Annotated in this window: 22 protein-coding genes; 4 read left to right on the forward strand and 18 right to left on the reverse strand. The window is 68.0% G+C overall.

Features of this window, described 5'->3' with window-relative positions:
• Nucleotides 1-14: 14 nt before the first annotated feature.
• A complete protein-coding gene (locus ACQZ13_RS25210; protein ID WP_431048612.1) occupies nucleotides 15-731 on the reverse strand; it encodes an SCO family protein in 717 nt (238 codons plus the stop codon).
• A complete protein-coding gene (locus tag ACQZ13_RS25215; RefSeq protein WP_431048613.1) occupies nucleotides 724-1,530 on the reverse strand; it encodes an SURF1 family protein in 807 nt (268 codons plus the stop codon). The genes ACQZ13_RS25210 and ACQZ13_RS25215 overlap by 8 nt, the downstream gene beginning before the upstream one ends.
• A 70-nt stretch (nucleotides 1,531-1,600) precedes the next feature.
• Between ACQZ13_RS25215 and ACQZ13_RS25220 the strand changes: the two genes are divergently transcribed.
• Nucleotides 1,601-1,810, forward strand: coding sequence for a DUF2909 domain-containing protein (locus ACQZ13_RS25220; RefSeq protein WP_088406345.1), 210 nt, complete (start codon nucleotides 1,601-1,603; stop codon nucleotides 1,808-1,810).
• 50 nt (nucleotides 1,811-1,860) lie between these two features.
• Here ACQZ13_RS25220 and ACQZ13_RS25225 read toward each other — a convergent pair whose 3' ends face one another.
• From ACQZ13_RS25225 to ACQZ13_RS25255, 7 genes are all read right to left on the reverse strand, one after another.
• On the reverse strand, nucleotides 1,861-2,745 hold the full coding sequence (locus ACQZ13_RS25225; protein WP_088406346.1) for a cytochrome c oxidase subunit 3: 885 nt from the start codon (nucleotides 2,743-2,745) through the stop codon (nucleotides 1,861-1,863).
• Nucleotides 2,746-2,770: 25 nt separating this feature from the next.
• On the reverse strand, nucleotides 2,771-3,022 hold the full coding sequence (locus ACQZ13_RS25230; protein ID WP_088406347.1) for a DUF2970 domain-containing protein: 252 nt from the start codon (nucleotides 3,020-3,022) through the stop codon (nucleotides 2,771-2,773).
• Between the two features lie 35 nt (nucleotides 3,023-3,057).
• A complete protein-coding gene (locus ACQZ13_RS25235) occupies nucleotides 3,058-3,699 on the reverse strand; it encodes a cytochrome c oxidase assembly protein (RefSeq protein ID WP_431048614.1) in 642 nt (213 codons plus the stop codon).
• Nucleotides 3,696-3,815: a cytochrome oxidase small assembly protein gene (locus ACQZ13_RS25240; protein WP_331614812.1), complete on the reverse strand. Its 120-nt coding sequence runs from the start codon at nucleotides 3,813-3,815 to the stop codon at nucleotides 3,696-3,698. Before ACQZ13_RS25240 ends, ACQZ13_RS25235 begins: the two co-directional genes overlap by 4 nt.
• Before the next feature lie 46 nt (nucleotides 3,816-3,861).
• Nucleotides 3,862-5,493, reverse strand: a complete 1,632-nt coding sequence (gene ctaD / locus ACQZ13_RS25245) for a cytochrome c oxidase subunit I (RefSeq protein WP_431048615.1) — start codon at nucleotides 5,491-5,493, stop codon at nucleotides 3,862-3,864.
• 87 nt (nucleotides 5,494-5,580) lie between these two features.
• Nucleotides 5,581-6,765: a cytochrome c oxidase subunit II gene (gene coxB / locus ACQZ13_RS25250; protein WP_431048616.1), complete on the reverse strand. Its 1,185-nt coding sequence runs from the start codon at nucleotides 6,763-6,765 to the stop codon at nucleotides 5,581-5,583.
• 279 nt (nucleotides 6,766-7,044) lie between these two features.
• Complete coding sequence (locus ACQZ13_RS25255; protein WP_431048617.1) at nucleotides 7,045-7,944, reverse strand: biotin synthase; 900 nt, start codon at nucleotides 7,942-7,944, stop codon at nucleotides 7,045-7,047.
• 279 nt (nucleotides 7,945-8,223) lie between these two features.
• Between ACQZ13_RS25255 and ACQZ13_RS25260 the strand changes: the two genes are divergently transcribed.
• Both ACQZ13_RS25260 and trmL read left to right on the forward strand, forming a co-directional pair.
• The gene (locus ACQZ13_RS25260; RefSeq protein ID WP_431048618.1) at nucleotides 8,224-8,757 is read left to right on the forward strand and encodes a ComF family protein; all 534 of its coding nucleotides are present in this window, start codon (nucleotides 8,224-8,226) and stop codon (nucleotides 8,755-8,757) included.
• Between the two features lie 24 nt (nucleotides 8,758-8,781).
• The gene (gene trmL, locus ACQZ13_RS25265; RefSeq protein WP_431048619.1) at nucleotides 8,782-9,252 is read left to right on the forward strand and encodes a tRNA (uridine(34)/cytosine(34)/5-carboxymethylaminomethyluridine(34)-2'-O)-methyltransferase TrmL; all 471 of its coding nucleotides are present in this window, start codon (nucleotides 8,782-8,784) and stop codon (nucleotides 9,250-9,252) included.
• A gap of 190 nt (nucleotides 9,253-9,442) precedes the next feature.
• On the opposite strand, the gene ACQZ13_RS25270 is transcribed toward trmL, so the two are convergent.
• The 8 genes from ACQZ13_RS25270 to ACQZ13_RS25305 all read right to left on the reverse strand — a co-directional run bounded on the left by ACQZ13_RS25270 (nucleotide 9,443) and on the right by ACQZ13_RS25305 (nucleotide 16,213).
• Nucleotides 9,443-10,435, reverse strand: a complete 993-nt coding sequence (locus ACQZ13_RS25270) for a Bug family tripartite tricarboxylate transporter substrate binding protein (protein ID WP_431048620.1) — start codon at nucleotides 10,433-10,435, stop codon at nucleotides 9,443-9,445.
• Nucleotides 10,429-11,439, reverse strand: coding sequence for an NAD(P)H-dependent glycerol-3-phosphate dehydrogenase (locus tag ACQZ13_RS25275; RefSeq protein WP_431053384.1), 1,011 nt, complete (start codon nucleotides 11,437-11,439; stop codon nucleotides 10,429-10,431). Before ACQZ13_RS25275 ends, ACQZ13_RS25270 begins: the two co-directional genes overlap by 7 nt.
• Nucleotides 11,440-11,562: 123 nt before the next feature.
• Nucleotides 11,563-12,027 (reverse strand): protein-export chaperone SecB, encoded by a 465-nt coding sequence (secB, locus tag ACQZ13_RS25280; RefSeq protein WP_088406355.1) that lies wholly within the window; start codon nucleotides 12,025-12,027, stop codon nucleotides 11,563-11,565.
• Nucleotides 12,028-12,147: 120 nt separating this feature from the next.
• Nucleotides 12,148-12,405, reverse strand: coding sequence for a glutaredoxin 3 (grxC, locus tag ACQZ13_RS25285; RefSeq protein ID WP_431048621.1), 258 nt, complete (start codon nucleotides 12,403-12,405; stop codon nucleotides 12,148-12,150).
• Nucleotides 12,406-12,478: 73 nt separating this feature from the next.
• A complete protein-coding gene (locus ACQZ13_RS25290; protein WP_088406357.1) occupies nucleotides 12,479-12,898 on the reverse strand; it encodes a rhodanese-like domain-containing protein in 420 nt (139 codons plus the stop codon).
• 63 nt (nucleotides 12,899-12,961) lie between these two features.
• Entirely contained in the window at nucleotides 12,962-14,476 is a 1,515-nt protein-coding gene (locus ACQZ13_RS25295; RefSeq protein ID WP_431048622.1) for a methyl-accepting chemotaxis protein, read from the reverse strand.
• A gap of 81 nt (nucleotides 14,477-14,557) precedes the next feature.
• Entirely contained in the window at nucleotides 14,558-14,986 is a 429-nt protein-coding gene (locus ACQZ13_RS25300; protein ID WP_331615564.1) for a hypothetical protein, read from the reverse strand.
• 21 nt (nucleotides 14,987-15,007) lie between these two features.
• Nucleotides 15,008-16,213 carry a hypothetical protein gene (locus ACQZ13_RS25305; RefSeq protein ID WP_431048623.1) on the reverse strand — a complete coding sequence of 402 codons (1,206 nt, stop codon included), beginning with the start codon at nucleotides 16,211-16,213 and terminating at the stop codon, nucleotides 15,008-15,010.
• A gap of 211 nt (nucleotides 16,214-16,424) precedes the next feature.
• On the opposite strand from ACQZ13_RS25305, the gene gpmA reads away from it, so the two are divergent.
• Nucleotides 16,425-17,168: a 2,3-diphosphoglycerate-dependent phosphoglycerate mutase gene (gene gpmA, locus ACQZ13_RS25310; RefSeq protein ID WP_088406360.1), complete on the forward strand. Its 744-nt coding sequence runs from the start codon at nucleotides 16,425-16,427 to the stop codon at nucleotides 17,166-17,168.
• 101 nt (nucleotides 17,169-17,269) lie between these two features.
• Here the strand turns inward: gpmA and ACQZ13_RS25315 are convergent, their stop codons facing one another.
• A complete protein-coding gene (locus ACQZ13_RS25315) occupies nucleotides 17,270-18,142 on the reverse strand; it encodes a ribose-phosphate diphosphokinase (RefSeq protein ID WP_431048624.1) in 873 nt (290 codons plus the stop codon).
• Nucleotides 18,143-18,315 lie beyond the last annotated feature (173 nt).

The following is an 18,315-nucleotide window of genomic DNA, read 5'->3' on the forward strand; positions in this document are numbered from 1 at the left end:
GGTCGTCCTCGTCATCACCGGCCGGGCTTGTCCCAGCCGGCGTTGGCGCGCATCAGGCGCTCGAGGTCCTTCTTCAGCGGCGACGGTTCCGGCGTCGCCGGCGAGCGCAGCATCCAACGCCCCATCGGATCGACCAGGAACAGGTGCTCGCCCATGCGGCGTCCCGGCGCGGCCATCAGCCAGCCCTCGATCGACGCGCGCGGCGCGCGCAGCACCGTCGCCGGCGCGCCGTGGCCGGTCAGCGCATCGATCTGCGCCGGCGTCAGCGTGACGTCGTCGGGCAGCAGCACCAGCTTGTCGAGCTTGTCGCGGTCCTTGCCGAGCATCTCGCGCAGCTGGCGCTGCATGAAGAGCATGCGCTCGCAGGCCTCGTCGCAGGCACGGTCCGGCACGTAGGTCAGCAGCCATTGGCCCTTGAGCGATTCGGCGGCCACCGGCGCGCCCTGCAGCGTCGTCAGCGCCATCGCGGCCGGCAGATCGCGTGTGGGCGTGATCAGGTCGCTGTAAGCGCGACCGCGCAGGTCCAGCACGTAGAAGCTGAAGTACGACGCGATCACCGGCGCCGCGCAGACCAGCATCACCAGCCACAGCGTCCAGCGCGAACGCTTGGGCGGATCGAGCTCGGGCACCGGCACGGAATGCACGGCCAGCGTCACCGGACCGTCGGGCGGCAGCGGCGTGTCGGTCGGCGCCGGGGCGGCGTCGCGGCCATGGTCGTTGTCGTCACGCATCGCGCTGTTCATCGGAGACCTTGGTGGCACGGGCGGCTCGGCCAGCGCGGTAGGGAGCGAGGACTTGGAACCAGACATAAAGACCCAGGATCAGCGCCGCAAGCGCAAACCATTGAAACGCGTACCCGTAATGCTTGTGGATGTCGACCGCGGGCGGCGGCCAGTGCCGGTGAAGGCCGTCGCCGGCGTCCCCCGCGGGCGTCGCAGGCGCGGCGAACACGGCGGGCGCCGCGCCCTCCGACGCTGCGCGCCGGTCCGGCTCCGTCTGGAGCAGCACCAGCGGCAGCAGCCGCAGGCCGGTCTCGGCCTGCAGGCCCGCGAGGTCCACATTCTGCCGGATCGGCCCCGTCTCCGCGTCCCGGCCCAGCGCATAGGCCTTGGACACGGACGCCGCCAGCCGGCCTTCGATCCGCACCTCGCCCGCTGGAGTGAGCACAGGCGGCAGCGCCTCGCGCTGGGCCACGTTGCGCGGACCCCAGCCGCGCTGGACCAGGATCGCATCGTGGCGACCGGCGAGCTTCAGCGGCGTCACCACGTAGAAGCCGGTGTGGCCGTCCATCACGCGGTTGTCGAGGTAGACGGTGTGCGCCGCGTCCCATTCGCCGGTCAGCACGGCGCGGCGATGTTCGAGCGCCGACGACGGCGGCTGTTCGGCCGACGGCAGCGCGGCGGTCGCGAGCGACGCCTCCTGCCCGCGTTCGTCGATCGCCCGCTGCATCGTCTTTTTCTGATCGGCCCGATCGAGTTGCCAGGCCCCGAGCGACAGCGCCGCCGCCGTGCCGGCGATCGTCGCGATCACCACGATCGCATGACGCCTTCGGGCCCGGCCCGATGGCCCCGTCGGGGCCGCGTGGGAATAATCGTCCGCCATGAAAGTCATCGTCCTCATCGCGTTCATCGGCATCCTGGCCGCGCTGTTCTCGGCCGGCATCCTGATGCTGCGCAGGCAGAAGGGCAAGGCCACCATGGCCCGCGCGCTGGCGGTGCGCGTCGGGCTGTCGGTGGCGCTGTTCCTGTTCATCCTCTTCAGCGCCTGGATGGGTTGGATCCATCCCACGGGCCTGCCGATCGGAAAGTAAAAAAGCGCCGCTTCAAGCGGCGCTTCTTCATTGTGCGCCGGTGGGCGCGGTCACAGCCAGTAGACGATGACGTAGAGGCCCAGCCACACCACGTCCACGAAGTGCCAGTACCAGGCGGCGCCTTCGAAGCCGAAGTGGCGGTCCGGCGTGAAGTGACCCTTCATCAGCCGCAGCGTGATGAACAGCAGCATCAGCATGCCCACGAACACGTGGAAGCCGTGGAAGCCCGTCAGCATGTAGAAGGTCGAGCCGAAGATGCCCGAGTTCAGCTTCAGGTTGAGCTCGTGGTACGCATGGAAGTACTCGTAGCCCTGGAAGCCCAGGAAGGTCATGCCCAGGACCACGGTGATCCACATCCACGCGATCGTCTTGGCGCGCTGGCCGGCGATCAGCGCATGGTGCGCGATGGTCAGCGTGATGCCCGAGGTCAGCAGCAGCGCCGTGTTGATCGTCGGGATGGGCCACGGACCCATGGTCGCGAACGCATCGACCGTGCCCGCCGGCGAGGCCGTCGCCCCCGCCGCCACGCTCGGCCACAGGCCGTTGAAGTCGGGCCACAGCAGCGCGTTGTCCAGGCTGCCCAGCGTCGGGATGCTGTAGCCGCGCGACCAGAACAGCGCGCCGAAGAAGGCCGCGAAGAACATCACCTCCGAGAAGATGAACCAGCCCATGCTCCAGCGGAACGACAGGTCGATGCGGTCGCTGTACTGGCCGGTCTCGCTCTCGCGGATCGCGTCGCCGAACCACTGCTTGAGCGTGAACGCCCACCACAGCAGCCCGAACAGCAGCGACCACTTGCCCCAGTCGTGGCCGTTGATCCACTGCCCCGCGCCCAGGATCACCCAGAACAGGCCGAACGCGGCCATCGCCGGATGCCGCGACGGGCCGGGCACGAAGTAATAAGGCGTGTTGCCATGAGTCGTCGTTGCCGACATGCGTTCTTCTCCTCGAACTCGGTTCTCAGTTCATTGCCGCACCGCTGCTCACCACCCAGCGGACCAGCAGGATCAATCCGACCACGAACACCGCCGCGGCGATGACGCCGGCCGCGATCACGTGCAGCGGATTGAGCTGCGATACATCCTTCTCGTAATCCGATCCCTTGCGTACGCCGAAGAAGGACCAGGCCACCGCGCGCAGCGTGGCCCAGAAGGACCCCTTGCGCTGCATCGCCTGCTTCAGATCCTCGCCCGGCTTCAGGTCATCGGACATCGTCGTCTACGTCGTCGTTCTACTCAACCCGCCGCTCAGGCGCCGGGCTGGATCCTCACGTCGCCCCCGGGCGTCTTCACCGTGGTCGGCGCCGTCAGGTTCGCCTGCGCCTTGCCCTTCCCGGCGATCTCGAAGAAGGTGTACGACAGCGTGATCGTGCGCACATCCTTCGGGATCTTCGGGTCGATGACGAATACCACCGGCCACTCCTTCTGCTCGCCCGGCTTCAGCGTGTACTCGTTGAAGCAGAAGCACTCGAGCTTGTTGAAATACGGCGTCGCCTGCTTGGGCGCGTAACTCGGGATCGCCTGCGCCGACATGGTCCGCGTCTGGATGTTCTGGAAGGTGTACATCACCGTCGTCAGCTCGCCCGGATGGACCGTCAGGTGGCGCTTGGCCGGCTTGAAATCCCACGGCCCGCGCGCGTTGGCGTCGAACTCGATCGAGATCGTCCGGCTGTAGTCGATCTGCGTGTTCTTCACGTCCTCGGCGCGCACCGCGTGCTGGCGCTCCGACAGCGACAGCACGTTGATGCCCAGCGCCGTGCAGATTGCCCGGTACATCGGCACCAGCGCGTAGCCGAAGCACGACATCACCGCCACCACGACCAGCAGCTTCCCGGTCATCCGCAGGTTCTCCCGGCGGATCCAGCTGGCGCGCTTGGTCGGTTCGCTCATGACGCCCCGAGGAACGCGATCTTGACCACGAAGCCGATCCCGAAGATCGCGGCCACGCTGGCCAGGATGAGGGCCAGGCGCAGGTTGCTCTTGCGTTGCTCGGGCGTCGGCGACATCGATCGGTCCTCGGGTTCCGCTGCGGTGGCGAGATGGATCAGGCGATCAGCCGATGATCTTCGTGGCCGTCACGTCCAGCTTGGGCGGCGTCTCGAAGGTGTGGAACGGCGCCGGCGACGGCACTTCCCATTCCAGGCCTTCGGCGGCTTCCCAGGGCTTCTGCGGGGCCTTCTCGCCCTTGCCGCGCATCATCGGGATGGCTACGGCGAGGAAGAAGTAGACCTGCATCAGACCGAAGCCGAAGGCGCCGATCGAGGCCACCGCGTTGAAGTCGGCGAACTGCATCGGGTAGTCGGCGTAGCGTCGCGGCATGCCGGCCAGGCCGAGGAAGTGCATCGGGAAGAAGGTCAGGTTGAAGAAGATCAGCGAGCCCCAGAAGTGGATCTTGCCGCGCGTCTCCGAGTACATGACGCCGCTCCACTTCGGACCCCAGTAGTAAACGCCGGCAAACAGCGCGTACAGCGAGCCGGCCACCAGCACGTAGTGGAAGTGGGCCACCACGTAGTAGGTGTCCTGGAGCTGGATGTCGACCGGTGCGACCGCCAGGATGAGGCCCGTGAAACCGCCCATCGTGAACACGAAGATGAAGCCGACGGCCCACAGCATCGGGGTCTCGAAGGTCATCGCGCCGCGCCACATCGTCGCCAGCCAGTTGAAGATCTTCACGCCGGTGGGCACCGCGATCAGCATCGTCGCGTACATGAAGAACAGCTGGCCCGTCACCGGCATGCCGGTGGCGAACATGTGGTGCGCCCACACGATGAAGGACAGGATCGCGATCGAGGCCGTCGCGTACACCATCGAGGCGTAGCCGAACAGGCGCTTGCGGGCGAAGGCCGGGACGATCTGGCTCACGATGCCGAACGCCGGCAGGATCATGATGTAGACCTCGGGGTGGCCGAAGAACCAGAAGATGTGCTGGTACATCACCGGGTCGCCGCCGCCCGAGGGCGTGAAGAAGCTGGTGCCGAAGTGGCGGTCCGTCAGCGTCATCGTGATCGCGCCGGCCAGCACCGGCATCACCGCGATCAGCAGGTAGGCGGTGATCAGCCAGGTCCACGCGAACATCGGCATCTTCATCAGCGTCATGCCGGGGGCGCGCATGTTGAGGATGGTCACGATGATGTTGATCGAGCCCATGATCGAGGACGCGCCCAGGATGTGCATCGCGAAGATGCCGGCGTCCATCGACGGGCCCATCTGCAGCGTCAGCGGCGCGTAGAGCGTCCAGCCGGCCGCCGGCGCGCCGCCGGGCATGAAGAACGAGCCCACCAGCATCAGCGCCGCCGGGATCATCAGCCAGAAGCTGAAGTTGTTCATCCGCGCGAAGGCCATGTCCGACGCGCCGATCTGCAGCGGGATCATCCAGTTCGCGAAGCCGACGAAGGCCGGCATGATCGCGCCGAACACCATGATCAGGCCGTGCATCGTCGTGAACTGGTTGAACAGCTCAGGATTGAAGAACTGCAGGCCCGGATGGAACAGCTCGGCACGGATGCACAGCGCCAGGATGCCGCCGACCATCAGCATCGTGAAGCTGAACAGCAGGTACATCGTGCCGATGTCCTTGTGGTTCGTCGCGAAGACCCAGCGCCGCCAGCCCGTCGGGGCATGGTGGTCGTGGTGATCGTCATGGTCATGGGCATGACCGGTCGGGTGGTCGAGCACTGCACTCATGTCAAATCCTCGGTGGCTAGTCGCAGGTGCGAGCTGGCGTTCAATCGGTCAGGCGGAAAAGGTCGGGTCAGGCGCGCGTGACGGGGGTCACTTGGCGCGTTCGGCCACGACTTCCGACGGCTGCACGATCTGGCCGGTCTTGTTGGACCAGGCGTTCTTCGTATAGGTCACGACGGCGGCGATCTCGCTGTCCTTGAGCACCGTCTTCCAGGCCGGCATCTGGCCCTTGCCGTTGAGCACCAGGTGGAGCTGCTGGGCGTGGTCGTCGGCCTTCACGATCGCGGAGCCGTCCAGCGCCGGGAACTGGCCCGCGCCCTTGCCGTCGGCCTTGTGGCAGACCGCGCAGTTGGCGTCGAACAGCTTCTGGCCGCGGGCCATGAGGTCGTCCATCGTCCAGACCTTGCTCGGATCGTCCGCCTTGGCGGCGATCTTCTTCTGCTCTTCGCCGACCCAGGCGCTGTAGTCCTTGGCGCTGAGCACCTTGACGTGGATCGGCATGTACGCGTGCTCCTTGCCGCAGAGCTCGGCGCACTGGCCGTAGAAGTCGCCGACCTGCTCGGCCTTGAACCAGGTGTCGCGCACGTAGCCCGGGATCGCATCCTGCTTCACGCCGAAGGCCGGCACCATCCAGGCGTGGATGACGTCGTCGGCGGTGGTGATGATGCGGATCTTCCTGTCGACCGGCACCACCAGCGGGTTGTCGACCTTGAGCAGGTAGTTGTCGACCTGGCCGGGATGGCCGGAGTCCGACAGCGCGCGGTGCGAGGCGTCCAGCGTCGAGACGAAGCCGATGCCCTCGCCCTCGCCCTTCAGGTAGTCGTAGCCCCACTTCCACTGGTAGCCGGTGGCCTTGATCGTGATGTCGGAGTTGGTGGTGTCCTTCATCGCCACGACGACCTTGGTCGCGGGCAGCGCCATCAGGATGACGATGATGAAGGGCACGACGGTCCACGCGATCTCGACCTTCACGCTCTCATGGAAGTTCGCGGGCACGGCGCCCTTGGACTTCCGGTGCTTGAAGATCGAATAGAACATGACCCCGAACACGGCGATGAAGATCGCCAGACAGAGGATCAGCATCATGTTGTGCAGCCACATCTGCTCGTGCGCGATCTTGGTGACCGGCGGGTGCAGATTCAGCTGGTTGACGGCCGGACCTCCGGGGAGGTCGTTGACCGCCAAGGCGACCTGGCTGGCCAGCGCGGCCGTCAGGCCGAACGCGAGCTGGCTGCAGCGGCGCCCCAGTTGCACACAACTGTGTTCAATCGTCATGGTCGTCTCTTTATCCAGTCTTTCTCAAGCTCTTGTCACCCAGGTCTCTTCCAGGCGGCTTCGGGGCTCGAGCCCGCTCGTAGCGCGGGCTCCAGCGCCAAGCGATGGCGGAAACCTACGGGGCCAGCAGACGTACTCCAGTCGGGGGCGGATTCTAGCCCACCCCCCTGGCGCACTATGACTGGGCGCGACGCGCCAAACCGCCCAGGATTACCCGCAGAATGGTGCACTCTCGCCCTCTGAAAACGCTGGGCTAGCCGAGCCCGCGCAGGACGGGGGTCAGTGTTTGCCCGCGCCGCGCACCATCGCCCGCATCTGGTCCAGCGAGACCTCGGTCGTGGCCGCGATCTTCACCTTGGGTTGAGGCTTGAACGCATGGCCGTAGACCAGCTCGATGCTCAGCGACAGACGGCCGTCGGCGCCGCGCAACGATTCGAGCGCCTGCAGGAGCCGTTCGCGCCAGGCTTTCGTGCGCAGACCGCGCAGCCGGGCCGGCGCGAGGTTGCCGCCCAGTGCGCGCAGATCGCGCAGCAGGTCCTGCGGCGAGCTCCAGGTGAGCTTCAGGTGCTCCTGGTCCATCACCGGATCGGCGAAGCCCGCATGCACCAGCAGGTCGCCGAGGTCGTGCATGTCGACCCAGTCCGGCGCCGGTACGCCCCAGCCCTCGCGGGCGAAGATCGGGCGCAGTTCGATGAAGCTGTCGGGACCGAGGCAGGAGAACATCAGGCAGCCCTCGACCGCGAGGCCGGCGTGCCAGCGCTTCACAAGCTCGGGTTTGTCGGCCTCGGCGTGGAGCTCCATGTTGGACCACGCGAGCTGCGCGGCGCCGGCGGGCGGCTCGGTGATGAGCTCGGTCGGCGCGCTGCCGCGCAGCTTGTCCACCATCGATTGCATGAAGCCGCGCTTGAGGCGCTGCGCGAGCAGCGCGCGCACCTCGGCATCGGGTTCGAGCCACAGCTGCGTCGCTTGGGGGTAGTGCTGGCGCAGGCCTTCATCGCCGCCGCCGAGGGAGGGCCGGCTCTGCAGCACGGCCGTCGGCTGGAGGCGGATCACCGGCAGCCGGTCCAGCATGCGCGAAGCCACTTCCTGATGCAGCCACGGGGCCTGGTCCGATGCGGACAGGCGACGGCGCTGCCGGAGCGCCGCGCCCGCATCGATCTGCTGTGTGCTCGGCGGCAAGGCCTCATCTCCAGTCATGGGGCGGGATTGTAGGCGGCCATGCTTGACCTGTTCCGGCGCCGGGCATTGGCGCGATCCTCGATGGGAAGCGGCCTCGCGCGGTTCTGGCCGGGACAGTGCACGTTCTGCCGGTGCTGGTGCCGGGGGCCGCTCTGCGAGGACTGCGAGGCGCAGCATCCCGTCGATGCGGGACCGCGTTGCGCGCTTTGCGCCCTGCGGCTGCCGGCCGGTACGTGCGCCACGGGCGCGATGCGCTGCGGGCGCTGCGCGTCGCATCCGATGCCGCTGTCGCGTGGCGTCGCGGCGATGGATTACGTGTTCCCGTGGGACCGGCTGCTGCTCGGGCTGAAGTTCGGCGAAAGGCTGGAACACGCACCGCTGCTCGCCGCGCGGCTGTCGCGGGCGCTCGAACTGGCGCAGGTGGAGCCGCCCGATCTGATCGTGCCGGTCCCGCTGTCCACGCAGCGGCTGCGTGAGCGCGGCTACAACCAGGCGCATGAGATCGCACGGCGACTCGTCCTCCCCTCCGAGACGCAGTCGCCGTCGCCCTCGCTGACGCAGCGACAATCACGCCTTTGCGCGCTGACCCTGATGCGCGTGCGTCACACCGACCAGCAGGCGCAGTTGCCGCTCGACGAGCGCCGCGGCAACCTGCGCGGCGCTTTCGCCGTCGTGAAGCCGGTGCACGGGCTGCGCGTCGCGATCGTCGACGACGTGATGACCAGCGGCGCCACGCTGCACGAGGCCGCGCTGGCCCTGCGCCGTGCCGGCGCCCGCGACGTGCAGGCCTGGGTCGTCGCGCGCACGCCCTGACCCCTGTCGAGAGAGCTTCGTCCCATGTTCAACATCGTGCTGGTCCATCCGGAGATTCCGCCCAACACCGGCAACGTGATCCGGCTCGCGGCCAACACCGGCTGCCGGTTGCATCTGATCGAGCCGCTGGGGTTCTCGATGGAGGACAAGCTGCTGCAGCGCGCGGGCCTCGACTATCACGAGTACGCCCCGGTGCTGCGGCATGCGGACTGGGAACACTTCATCGCCGCCGAGCAGCCCGATGCGACGCGCATGTTCGCGTTCACGACACGCGGCAGCAGGCTGCTGCCATCGGTCGAGCTCAAGCCCGGCGACTGGCTGGTCTTCGGCTGCGAGACGGCGGGCCTGCCGACAGCCTTGCGCGACAGCTTCCCGCTCGAGCAACGCGTGCGTCTGCCGATGCGCGACGGGCAGCGCAGCCTGAACCTCAGCAATGCGGTCGCCGTCGCGGTCTTCGAGGCGTGGCGGCAGAACGGCTACGCCGAGGGCACCTGATCGCCGCGAGGCGCTGCGTCACTTCGAAGACCCAGCGCGCTGCGCGCGCCCCTCACCCCTGCCCTCTCCCGCAAGCGGGAGAGGGAGTAAGAAGAGTGGCGCGATCACCAGGTCAGCTCGGTGCATTCTCACTCCCTCTCCCGCTTGCGGGAGAGGGCGGGGGTGAGGGCCAGCGGCCGTCGCAGGACGCCTACTCGCGTTCGAGTTTGAGCTGCCGGATCAACGCGCCCCAGCGCTTGCGTTCGTCGCTCATGAGGCTGTCGAGCCCTTCGGGCGAGGTGCCTGCCGCGCTGAAGTAAAGCGGCAGCAGTTCGCGACGGAAGCTTTCGCTGCGGACGATGCGGATGACTTCGTCGGCCACGCGACGCACGATCGGCTCGGGCGTTCCAGCCGGCGCCAGCAACGCCTGCCACGACGTGGCTTCGAAGCCGGGATATCCGGACTCGGCGACCGTCGGCAATTCCGCGAGCGCGCCGAAGCGCCCTGTGCTGGTCACCGCCAGCGCCTTCAACTTCCCCGCTTTCACCTGCGGCATCGCAATGGCCGGCACCATGAACCCTGCATGGATCTGGCCGGCCAGCATCGCGTTCACGACCTGCGGGAAGCCGGCGTACGGCACGTGCACCAGCTTCAAGCCGGCACGCGCGATGAACGATTCCATCGCCAGATGCGCGGCACTGCCGATGCCGATGCTGCCGTAGTTCAACGCTCCGGCGCGCTGCTTCGCCAGCGCGACGAACTGCGCCAGCGTGTCCACGCCGAGCGACGGCGGCACGACGAGCACGTTCGGCGAACTCGCGATGAAGCTGACCGCGCGCAGCTCGCGCTGCGGGTCATAGGGCAAGGCCTTCGCGAGCAACGGCGCGGTGATCAACGGCCCCTGGATCGTGAACAGCAGCGTGTGGCCGTCGGGCGCGGCCTTCGCGACCGCGCCGGTGCCGATGTTGCCGCCCGCACCGGGCTTGTTGTCGATGACGATGGGTTGGCCGAGCGCCTGCGCGAGCGGCTCGGCGAGATAGCGCGCGATGAGGTCCGGCGAGCTGCCGCCGGGAAACGGCACGACGAGTCGAATCGGCCGCGACGGCCACGTCGTCGCCGCGCGAGCCTGCAACGGCCAGGTGCCCAGCACCGTCGTGGCAGCCGTGGCGGTGGCCGCGGCGATCCATCCGCGGCGCTTCACCACTCGGACTTCGCCTGGCGCCCCATCAGCGCGTCCAGGGCTTCATGCGTGGTCATGCGGCCTTCCAGGACCTCCACGACCGCGGCGGTGATCGGCATGTCGACGCCGGCCCGCTGCGCGCGCGCCAGCACGGTCGGCGCGCTGTAGACGCCTTCAGCCACATGCCCCAGCTTCACGAGGATGCCGGGCAGGTCCAGGCCCTCGGCGAGCAGCAGACCGACGCGCCGATTGCGCGACAGATCGCCGGTAGCGGTGAGCACGAGGTCGCCCAGGCCCGCGAGCCCGAGCAGCGTCTCCTGCTGCGCGCCCAGCGCGAGCGCGAGCCGCTGCATCTCGGCGAGTCCGCGCGTGATCAGCGCGGCGCGGGCGTTGAGACCTGGCCCCTTCACGCCCTTCGCCTCGGCGACGAGGCGCAGTCCATCGGCGATGCCGACGGCGATCGCCATCACGTTCTTCACCGCGCCGCCGACTTCGACGCCGACCGGATCGGCCGACGAATACACCCGCAGCCGTTCGCTGTGGAACGCCGACACGCCCAGCTGCGCGAGCGCCGCGTCGCCCGAGGCGGAGACAAGCGCCGTCGGCTGACCGGCCGCCACTTCCTGCGCGAAGCTCGGCCCTGACAGGATGCCGGTGGCCAGTTGCGGCGCGACCTCGCGGGCGATCTCGTGGCCGAGCAGCCCGGTGCCGGCCTCGAAGCCCTTGCACAGCCACTGCGCCCGCGCGCCCGCCGGCAATGTCGCCAGCATGCCGCGCAGGCCCGACATCGGCGTCGCGATGACGATCAACCCGTCGCGGCCGTGCGCGAGCGCTCCGTCCAGGTCGTCGGTCAATCCCAGCGACGCCGGCAACGGCGAATCGGGCAGGTAGCGGACGTTGCGACGGTCGGCGCGCATCGCGGCGATGGCGCCGGCGTCGCGCGCCCACAACGTCACCTCATGGCGCGCGCTCGCGGCGATCGCCAGCGCCGTGCCCCAGGCACCGGCGCCGAGCACGCTGATCTTCATGCGCGGAGCAGTCATGGTCGGTTCGAACAATCGATGAAGAGATCGATGAAAGGGATCCTGCAATGAAACACGCCGGCCGGCGGACGACTCCGCGAGGCCGGCGCGTTCATGGGCGCGCGACGCTCAGTTCGGTGCGCCTTCGCCCTGGCCGCTGGCGGCCAGTTGTGCCTGCTGGGCTTCGAACATCGCCTGGAAGTTCACTTCCGTCAGCATCACCGGCGGGAAGCCGGCGCGCGTGCAGACGTCCGACACGATGGCGCGCAGGTACGGATAGATCATCTGCGGGCAGACGATCGCCAGGATGCCTTCGAGCTGGTCCTGCGGCAGGTTGCGGATCTCGAAGATGCCGGCCTGCTTGGCTTCGATCAGGAACAGGGTCTTGTCCTGCACCGTCGTCGTGACGGTGGCGGTGACGCTGACTTCGAACAGGCCTTCGGCGACCGGTTCGGCGGCCAGCGAGAGCTTGATGTCGACTTGCGGCTGGGCCTGCTCCAGCAGGATCGCCGGGGCGTTGGGCTGCTCCAGCGACAGGTCCTTCAGGTACATGCGCTGGATCTGGAACACGGGAGCGTTGTTGTCGTCGGCCATGGGGTCATCCAAATGAAAAAGCCCGCCAGCGGCGAGCCGTGGCGGGCATTATGACCGAGCGTTCGCGACAGTCCGGTGAGGGGTTTCCGGTGAACGGCGACGGCTTCGGGTCGGGAGGTATCAGGCCTGCAACAACGGTTGCAGACCGCCGCGCTGGTCCAGCGCGAACAGGTCGTCGCAACCGCCGACGTGGGTCTCGCCGATGAAGATCTGCGGCACGGTGCGGCGGCCGGTCTTCTGGATCATGGTGTCGCGCTGCGACGGATCCAGGTCCACCCGCACTTCCTCGATCTGGTCCACCCCCCGCTGCTTGAGCAGGTGCTTGGCCCGCACGCAGTACGGGCAGACCAGGGTCGTATACATCTTCACGGCGGCCATCGCCAGTTCTCCAAGAATCGTGTCGAGCGTCCCTCTTCCGGCAGTCAGGATGCCGGCGCGGTCGCCAGGGCGGTCAGGCCGCGGACGTCTCGACGGGCAAACTCGCCGCGCGCCAGGCGGTCAGACCGCCCTGGACAGCGACCGCGTTCGCGTAGCCCTGTTTCTGAAGGATGCCAGCAGCGCGCTGCGCGCGTGCGCCGGTCTTGCACATCAGCACCACCGGCAGGGCCTTGTTGCTCGGCAGTTGCTTGGCCGGGAGCTCCGTGCCAGTCAGCGTCGACAGCGGCACGTTGCGGGCGCCCTTGGCGTGGCCGGCGGCGAACTCGTCCGGCTCGCTCACGTCCACGAGCACGCCCTTCTCGCGGTTGACCAGACGCACCGCCTCGGCCGTCGGCACACCGCCCGCCTTGCCTCGCATCGACGTCCACAGCAGCAGACCGCCCGACACCAGGGCCGACAGCACGAGATACCAGTTTTCAATCAGGAACTTCAAGGCGGGGCCCGTTCGGTTGGATGCAAAAGCCGAGGATTATAGAAACCCCGCCAGGCAGGTCCGTCAGTTCAACTTGAAAGTGGAAACTGCCGACTGCAGCGCCCGCGCCTGCTGCTCCAGGCTGTTGGCCGCCGCGGCGGCCTCCTCGACCAGCGCCGCGTTCTGCTGCGTCATCTGGTCGAGCTGCACCACCGACTCGTTGACGTGGCCGATGCCCTGGCTCTGCTCGGCGGACGCCGCGGTGATCTCGCTGATGATGTCGGAGACGCGCTGCACGCTGGCGACGATCTCCTCCATCGTCGCGCCCGCGTCCTGCACCAGGCGCGATCCGGCCTCGACGCGGGTCACGCTCGCGCCGATCAGCGACTTGATCTCCTTGGCCGCTTCGGCGCTGCGCTGCGCCAGGGAACGCACCTCGCTCGCGACCACGGCGAAGCCGCGACCCTGCTCGCCCGCGCGGGCGGCTTCGACCGCCGCGTTCAGGGCCAGGATGTTGGTCTGGAACGCGATGCCGTCGATGGTGCCGATGATGTCGCCGATCTTGCGCGAGCTCGCGCTGATCTCGTCCATCGTCGAGACGACCTGCCCCACGACCTCGCCGCCCTTCTTCGCGACGGTCGCCGCGCTACCGGCCAGCTGGTTCGCCTGGCTGGCCGCATCCGCGCTCTGGCGCACGGTCTCGGTCAGCTGCTGCATGTTGGATGCGGTCTGCTCCAGCGAGCCGGCCTGCTTCTCCGTCCGCACCGACAGGTCCTGGTTGCCCGCGGCGATTTCGCGCGAGGCCACCGTCATGGAGTCGGTGCCGCTGCGCACGTTGCCGACGATCGCCGACAGGCCCTGCGACATGTCGCGCACCGCCGCCAGCAGGCTGGCGTCGGCGCCCGGCGCGACGCGGATGTCCTGCGAGAGGTCGCCCCCGGCCATCTGGCGCATCACGTCGCGCGCGTATTCCGGCTCGCCGCCGAGCTGGCGCCACACGCTGGCGATCAGCAGCCACGAACCCAGGCCCAGGCACACGACGACGATCAGCCCGCTCAGCACCGTGGCCCACAGGCCCGCGCCGACGCCCTTCTCGGCGCTCGACAGCGTCGCGTCGAAGGTGGTCTTCGCATCGGCGCGCGCGTCGCCCAGCGTCTGTTCCAGCGCCTTCTGCGCGGCCTGCATCTTCGGAATCGAACCCGCCTGGTCGCCCTGCTTGATGCCGAGGAACAGCTGGGCGGTCTCGACCGACGCGGCGTAGTAGGCTTCGAAGCCGCTCTCCAGCTTCGCGCCGGCATCGGCACGGCCGGGGATCGCCTTGATGGACGCGATCACCTTGCGCATCGCGGTCGCGCGCTCGGCGGCTTCGTCCAGGCGCTTCTTCTCGCCCTCGGCCACGGCGGACTGGATGGTCCCGCCCAAGGCCTCCAGCTGCGCGGCCACCTGGTTGGTGGCCACCAGATACGGATAGTCGGCCTCGCCCAGCGCGTGGATCGCGCCCGAGGTCCGCGACGAAAAGAACAGCACCACCGCGATGCCCACCGCGAAAACGATCGCCGCCAGCACCGGCAGCATCGCGATACGGGTCTTCAAGTTCATGCCTGACTCCAATTCATCCTATGTCTCCAACGACCTCCCCAGGTCGGCCCGGGCGGCCTCAGGGTCGCCCGGGCGGTGGGCTCAATCGACGCTGAGCACCACCTTCACCGAGCCGTCGACGGCCGACTTCTCGATGTAGCCGATGGCATCGGCATTCGCGGCGACGAACTTCTTCACGTCGGCCGCGCTGCCGAGTTCCTTCGGCGGTGTGCCCTTGCCCGAGAACACCAGCCGCGACCACGCGGCCTTGACCTGCGCGGACGACTTGCCGGTGGCCTTCGAATAGAACTGCTCGCGCGCCGCGGCGCTGTCGGGCAGATCCACCGCCTGCGCGGCGCTGCCGTTGGGCAGCTGGTTGGACTTGCCCAGGAAAATGCTCGCGACCTGGTCGGCGGTCATGCTGGCGACGGGGCTCTTCGGATTGACCACGACGGCGACCTGCGCCTGCGCGGCCACGGCGGCGGCGAACAACGCCGCCCCGATCACGGGCTTGATCATGTTGAACTGCATGGGGGCCTCTTCTTCTGATGCTTAGAACACGAAGTCGACGGCGACGCTGTAGACGCCGACGCGCTCGTTGTTGAAGCCCGGCTGGACGTTGTAGAACTGGCCGGCGCCGGTGGTCTTGATGCTGTCGTACTGGGCCTTGACGGCGATGTTGCGCCAGACGTCCCAGCGCACGCCCAGACCGATGGTCTTCTGCGGCGTGCTCTGCGCGGCGGTGACCGCGTCGACGACGGCGCGCAGCGGCAGGCCGCCCACGACGACCGTGCCCGGGATCGTGTTGTTGACGTTGCTGCTGTCGGTCTTCTGCTGCGACAGCGTCGCGTACGGCGTGAACTTGCCGACGCGGTAGCCGACCGTCGTGTACCAGCCGGTGGTGTCCGGCACGAAGGAGTCGTTGCGGCGCTTGGTGTACTCGGCGGCGACGACCCACTGGCCTTCGTCGTAGGTCAGGCCGATGCCGGAGAAGCTCGCATCCTTGTCGGTCGGGTCGATCTCGTTGCCCACCGAGGCGAACGGCGTCTGGCGCAGCGCGCCGACCAGCGAGGTGACGGTCGCGCTGTGCGCGGTCAGCTTGCCCTGCGCGTGTCCGACGCGCAGATTCAGGCCGTCGGCCAGCTCGACGGTGGCGTTGACGCCGACCATCTTCTTGATCTCGAGCTTGGTCTGACGCACATACGACGAGGCTTCGCCGCCGAAGGCCTGCAGCGAGACGCTCTTGCCGGCGACCTGCGTCGTCCAGTTCACGTCGGCGCCGTCGAAGTGGCTGACGGGCACCTGGCCGTAGACGTCGATGGGCGGACGCAGCCACGTATTGGCGTAGCCCACGTCACGGAAGTCGGACACGGCGAAGAACGGCGCGCCGATGCGGCCCGCGCGGATCGCCAGACCCGGCGTGGCCTGCCACTTGGCGAAGGCCCATTCGACCTGCGGCGTCCAGTCGCCCTTGCCGGTCTGCTTGGTCAGCACCTGCACGGTGGCCGAGAACTGCGAGTTGAACTTCGCCGTGCCCTGCAGGCCCAGCTTGCTGTCCACTTCGCCGCTGATCGTCTTGTCGGCGCCGTGGACCTGGCCCGGGATGACGTACTCGGCGCCGTCCTTGGTCGCGCCGGTCAGACCGACCGTGCCGAAGCCCGAGAACGAGAACATCGAGTCCGACTGGCCCTGCGCCTGCGCGCCGAAAGCCACCAGCGCCAGCGCCAGCGGCGTCATGCGCAAGTTCTTCACCACCATCATTGCAAGTACTCCTGTACAGCGTGAATGCCCAACGGGGGCATGTTCTTTTGACGAACCAAACTGGGGCGCAGGTGCGCCTTTCGCCCGGTACGAAAGCAGTTGTCGGCCCTGCGGAAGGCTTCTTGAGGCAGGCGCCCTGGAGGGCTGCCTCTAGAATCCGCCGGGCCTGCCGGAACCCGGCCAAACCTCACGAACCCACCCAAGACCCATGTACAAGCTCGTGCTGATTCGCCATGGCGAATCGACCTGGAATCTCGAGAACCGCTTCACCGGCTGGACCGACGTGGATCTGACGCCCACCGGGGTGGAGCAGGCCAAGCAGGCGGGCCGTCTGCTGAAGGAAGCCGGCGTCGATTTCGACGTGGCCCACACTTCGGTGCTCAAGCGCGCCATCTGGACCCTGTGGCACTGCCTGGATCAGATGGATCGCCAATGGCTGCCGGTGAAGCACAGCTGGCGCCTGAACGAACGCCACTACGGCGGCCTTCAGGGTCTGAACAAGGCGGACATGGCCAAGCAGTACGGCGACGAGCAGGTGCTCGTCTGGCGCCGGAGCTATGACACCCCGCCGCCGGCGCTGGAAGCGTCGGACCCGCGCAGCGAGCGCGGCGACATCCGCTATGCCGGACTGCAGCCCTCGGACGTGCCGCTGACCGAGTGCCTGAAAGACACCGTGGCCCGCGTGCTGCCCTACTGGAACGAACAGATCGCACCCGCGATTCTGTCGGGCCAGCGCGTGCTGATCGCCGCGCACGGCAACTCGATCCGCGCCCTCGTGAAGTATTTGGACGGCATCGCCGACGAAGCCATCGTTGGCGTGAATATTCCCAACGGGATCCCGCTGGTCTACGAACTGGACAAGGACCTGAAGCCCATCAAGAGCTATTACCTGGGCGACGCCGAAGCGGCCGCGAAGGCCGCGGCGGCGGTGGCGAACCAGGGCAAGGCCTGACGCCGCTGCGCGTCACGAGGCGTGGCGCAGGAACACGAAAGCCCGGCAGTGCCGGGCTTTTTCGTTGACGTGCGTCGCGACGCCGTGCGTGGCGCAGCGACCTATTTCCGCCGCAGCGCCGTCGCCAGCAGTTCGGCAACGCAGACCGCGTTGCTCTCGTGCGGCACGGCGTTGCTGCTCCAGACATGCCGCACGCCGGCCGCGCGCAGCGCCGGCAACGCGTCGCCATTGAACAGGGCATGGGTGACCGCGACGTCCACGCTGGACGCGCCGCGCTCCAGCGCCTCGCGCGCCGAGCCGATCAGCGTCCGACCCGTGGACGCCATGTCGTCGAGCAGGACGACCGCCCGGCCGCGAACTTCCAGATCCGGGAAGGCGAGCTGCACCTGCGTGTCCCCGAAGCGCACCTTGCGGCCGATCGCGAATTCCAGCTTCGCGGCACGCCCCGCTTCCGCGACCCACTGGCCGGACTCCTCATCCGGACCGACCAGCACCGCGCCCGGCTCCTGCACAGCGATGAAGCGCCCCAGCAAGGCCGCCGCCGACAGCGCCACACCCTTCCCCTTGGGCATCACCTCGTCGAGGCTCGCAATGCGGTGCAGGTGCGGATCCACCGTGACGACACGGTCGAACTGCGTGGCCAGCAAGGCCGCGATGTGCCGCTGGCTGACCGCCTCACCGGGCGAGAACTCCATGTCCTGCCGCATGTAGGCCAGGTACGGCACCACCAGCATCAGGTGCTTCACGCCCCAGCCGCGCGCGGCAGGCGCGGTGATCAGCAATTCGACCAGGCGATCGTTGGGCTGATGCTGCAATCCACGCAGCACGATGACGTCAGCCGGCAAGGGCTTGGGCAGAACCAGCCGCAACTCCCCATCCGGAAAACGATGACGCGTGATCACGCCAAGCGGCCGACCCAGCTCACGCGCCAGGCGTGTGGCCAACTCCCGTTCATCTTCGAAACAAAGCAGCATCGCCGGATCCTCGCACCAATCGGGACCCGGAGGGCATCCGGCATACCCGGGCTGGGCGAACTGAGCCCGGCGGTTGGGGGATAGAGAAGATGCGGATTGGCGGGGCCGCCTACCTGCCAGCAACGGCGCGCTTGGCCGCCAAGTCATGAGGCCCCCGCGGCAAGCGCGGAAAC

The sequence above is a fragment of the Roseateles sp. L2-2 genome (assembly GCF_050613215.1).
Lineage (GTDB): Bacteria > Pseudomonadota > Gammaproteobacteria > Burkholderiales > Burkholderiaceae_C > Roseateles > Roseateles noduli.

What these genes read in the sequence shown, in the direction of transcription:
- ACQZ13_RS25210 (WP_431048612.1), bottom strand. Translation starts at nt 731, where the DNA reads ATGCGTGACGACAACGACCATGGCCGCGACGCCGCCCCGGCGCCGACC.
- ACQZ13_RS25260 (WP_431048618.1), top strand. Translation starts at nt 8,224, where the DNA reads ATGCCGCTGTCGCGTGGCGTCGCGGCGATGGATTACGTGTTCCCGTGG.
- ACQZ13_RS25275 (WP_431053384.1), bottom strand. Translation starts at nt 11,439, where the DNA reads ATGAAGATCAGCGTGCTCGGCGCCGGTGCCTGGGGCACGGCGCTGGCG.
- ctaD (WP_431048615.1), bottom strand. Translation starts at nt 5,493, where the DNA reads ATGAGTGCAGTGCTCGACCACCCGACCGGTCATGCCCATGACCATGAC.
- ACQZ13_RS25235 (WP_431048614.1), bottom strand. Translation starts at nt 3,699, where the DNA reads ATGAGCGAACCGACCAAGCGCGCCAGCTGGATCCGCCGGGAGAACCTG.
- ACQZ13_RS25240 (WP_331614812.1), bottom strand. Translation starts at nt 3,815, where the DNA reads ATGTCGCCGACGCCCGAGCAACGCAAGAGCAACCTGCGCCTGGCCCTC.
- gpmA (WP_088406360.1), top strand. Translation starts at nt 16,425, where the DNA reads ATGTACAAGCTCGTGCTGATTCGCCATGGCGAATCGACCTGGAATCTC.
- ACQZ13_RS25220 (WP_088406345.1), top strand. Translation starts at nt 1,601, where the DNA reads ATGAAAGTCATCGTCCTCATCGCGTTCATCGGCATCCTGGCCGCGCTG.
- coxB (WP_431048616.1), bottom strand. Translation starts at nt 6,765, where the DNA reads ATGACGATTGAACACAGTTGTGTGCAACTGGGGCGCCGCTGCAGCCAG.
- ACQZ13_RS25305 (WP_431048623.1), bottom strand. Translation starts at nt 16,213, where the DNA reads ATGGTGGTGAAGAACTTGCGCATGACGCCGCTGGCGCTGGCGCTGGTG.
- ACQZ13_RS25295 (WP_431048622.1), bottom strand. Translation starts at nt 14,476, where the DNA reads ATGAACTTGAAGACCCGTATCGCGATGCTGCCGGTGCTGGCGGCGATC.
- ACQZ13_RS25300 (WP_331615564.1), bottom strand. Translation starts at nt 14,986, where the DNA reads ATGCAGTTCAACATGATCAAGCCCGTGATCGGGGCGGCGTTGTTCGCC.
- ACQZ13_RS25315 (WP_431048624.1), bottom strand. Translation starts at nt 18,142, where the DNA reads ATGCTGCTTTGTTTCGAAGATGAACGGGAGTTGGCCACACGCCTGGCG.
- ACQZ13_RS25230 (WP_088406347.1), bottom strand. Translation starts at nt 3,022, where the DNA reads ATGTCCGATGACCTGAAGCCGGGCGAGGATCTGAAGCAGGCGATGCAG.
- trmL (WP_431048619.1), top strand. Translation starts at nt 8,782, where the DNA reads ATGTTCAACATCGTGCTGGTCCATCCGGAGATTCCGCCCAACACCGGC.
- grxC (WP_431048621.1), bottom strand. Translation starts at nt 12,405, where the DNA reads ATGGCCGCCGTGAAGATGTATACGACCCTGGTCTGCCCGTACTGCGTG.
- secB (WP_088406355.1), bottom strand. Translation starts at nt 12,027, where the DNA reads ATGGCCGACGACAACAACGCTCCCGTGTTCCAGATCCAGCGCATGTAC.
- ACQZ13_RS25225 (WP_088406346.1), bottom strand. Translation starts at nt 2,745, where the DNA reads ATGTCGGCAACGACGACTCATGGCAACACGCCTTATTACTTCGTGCCC.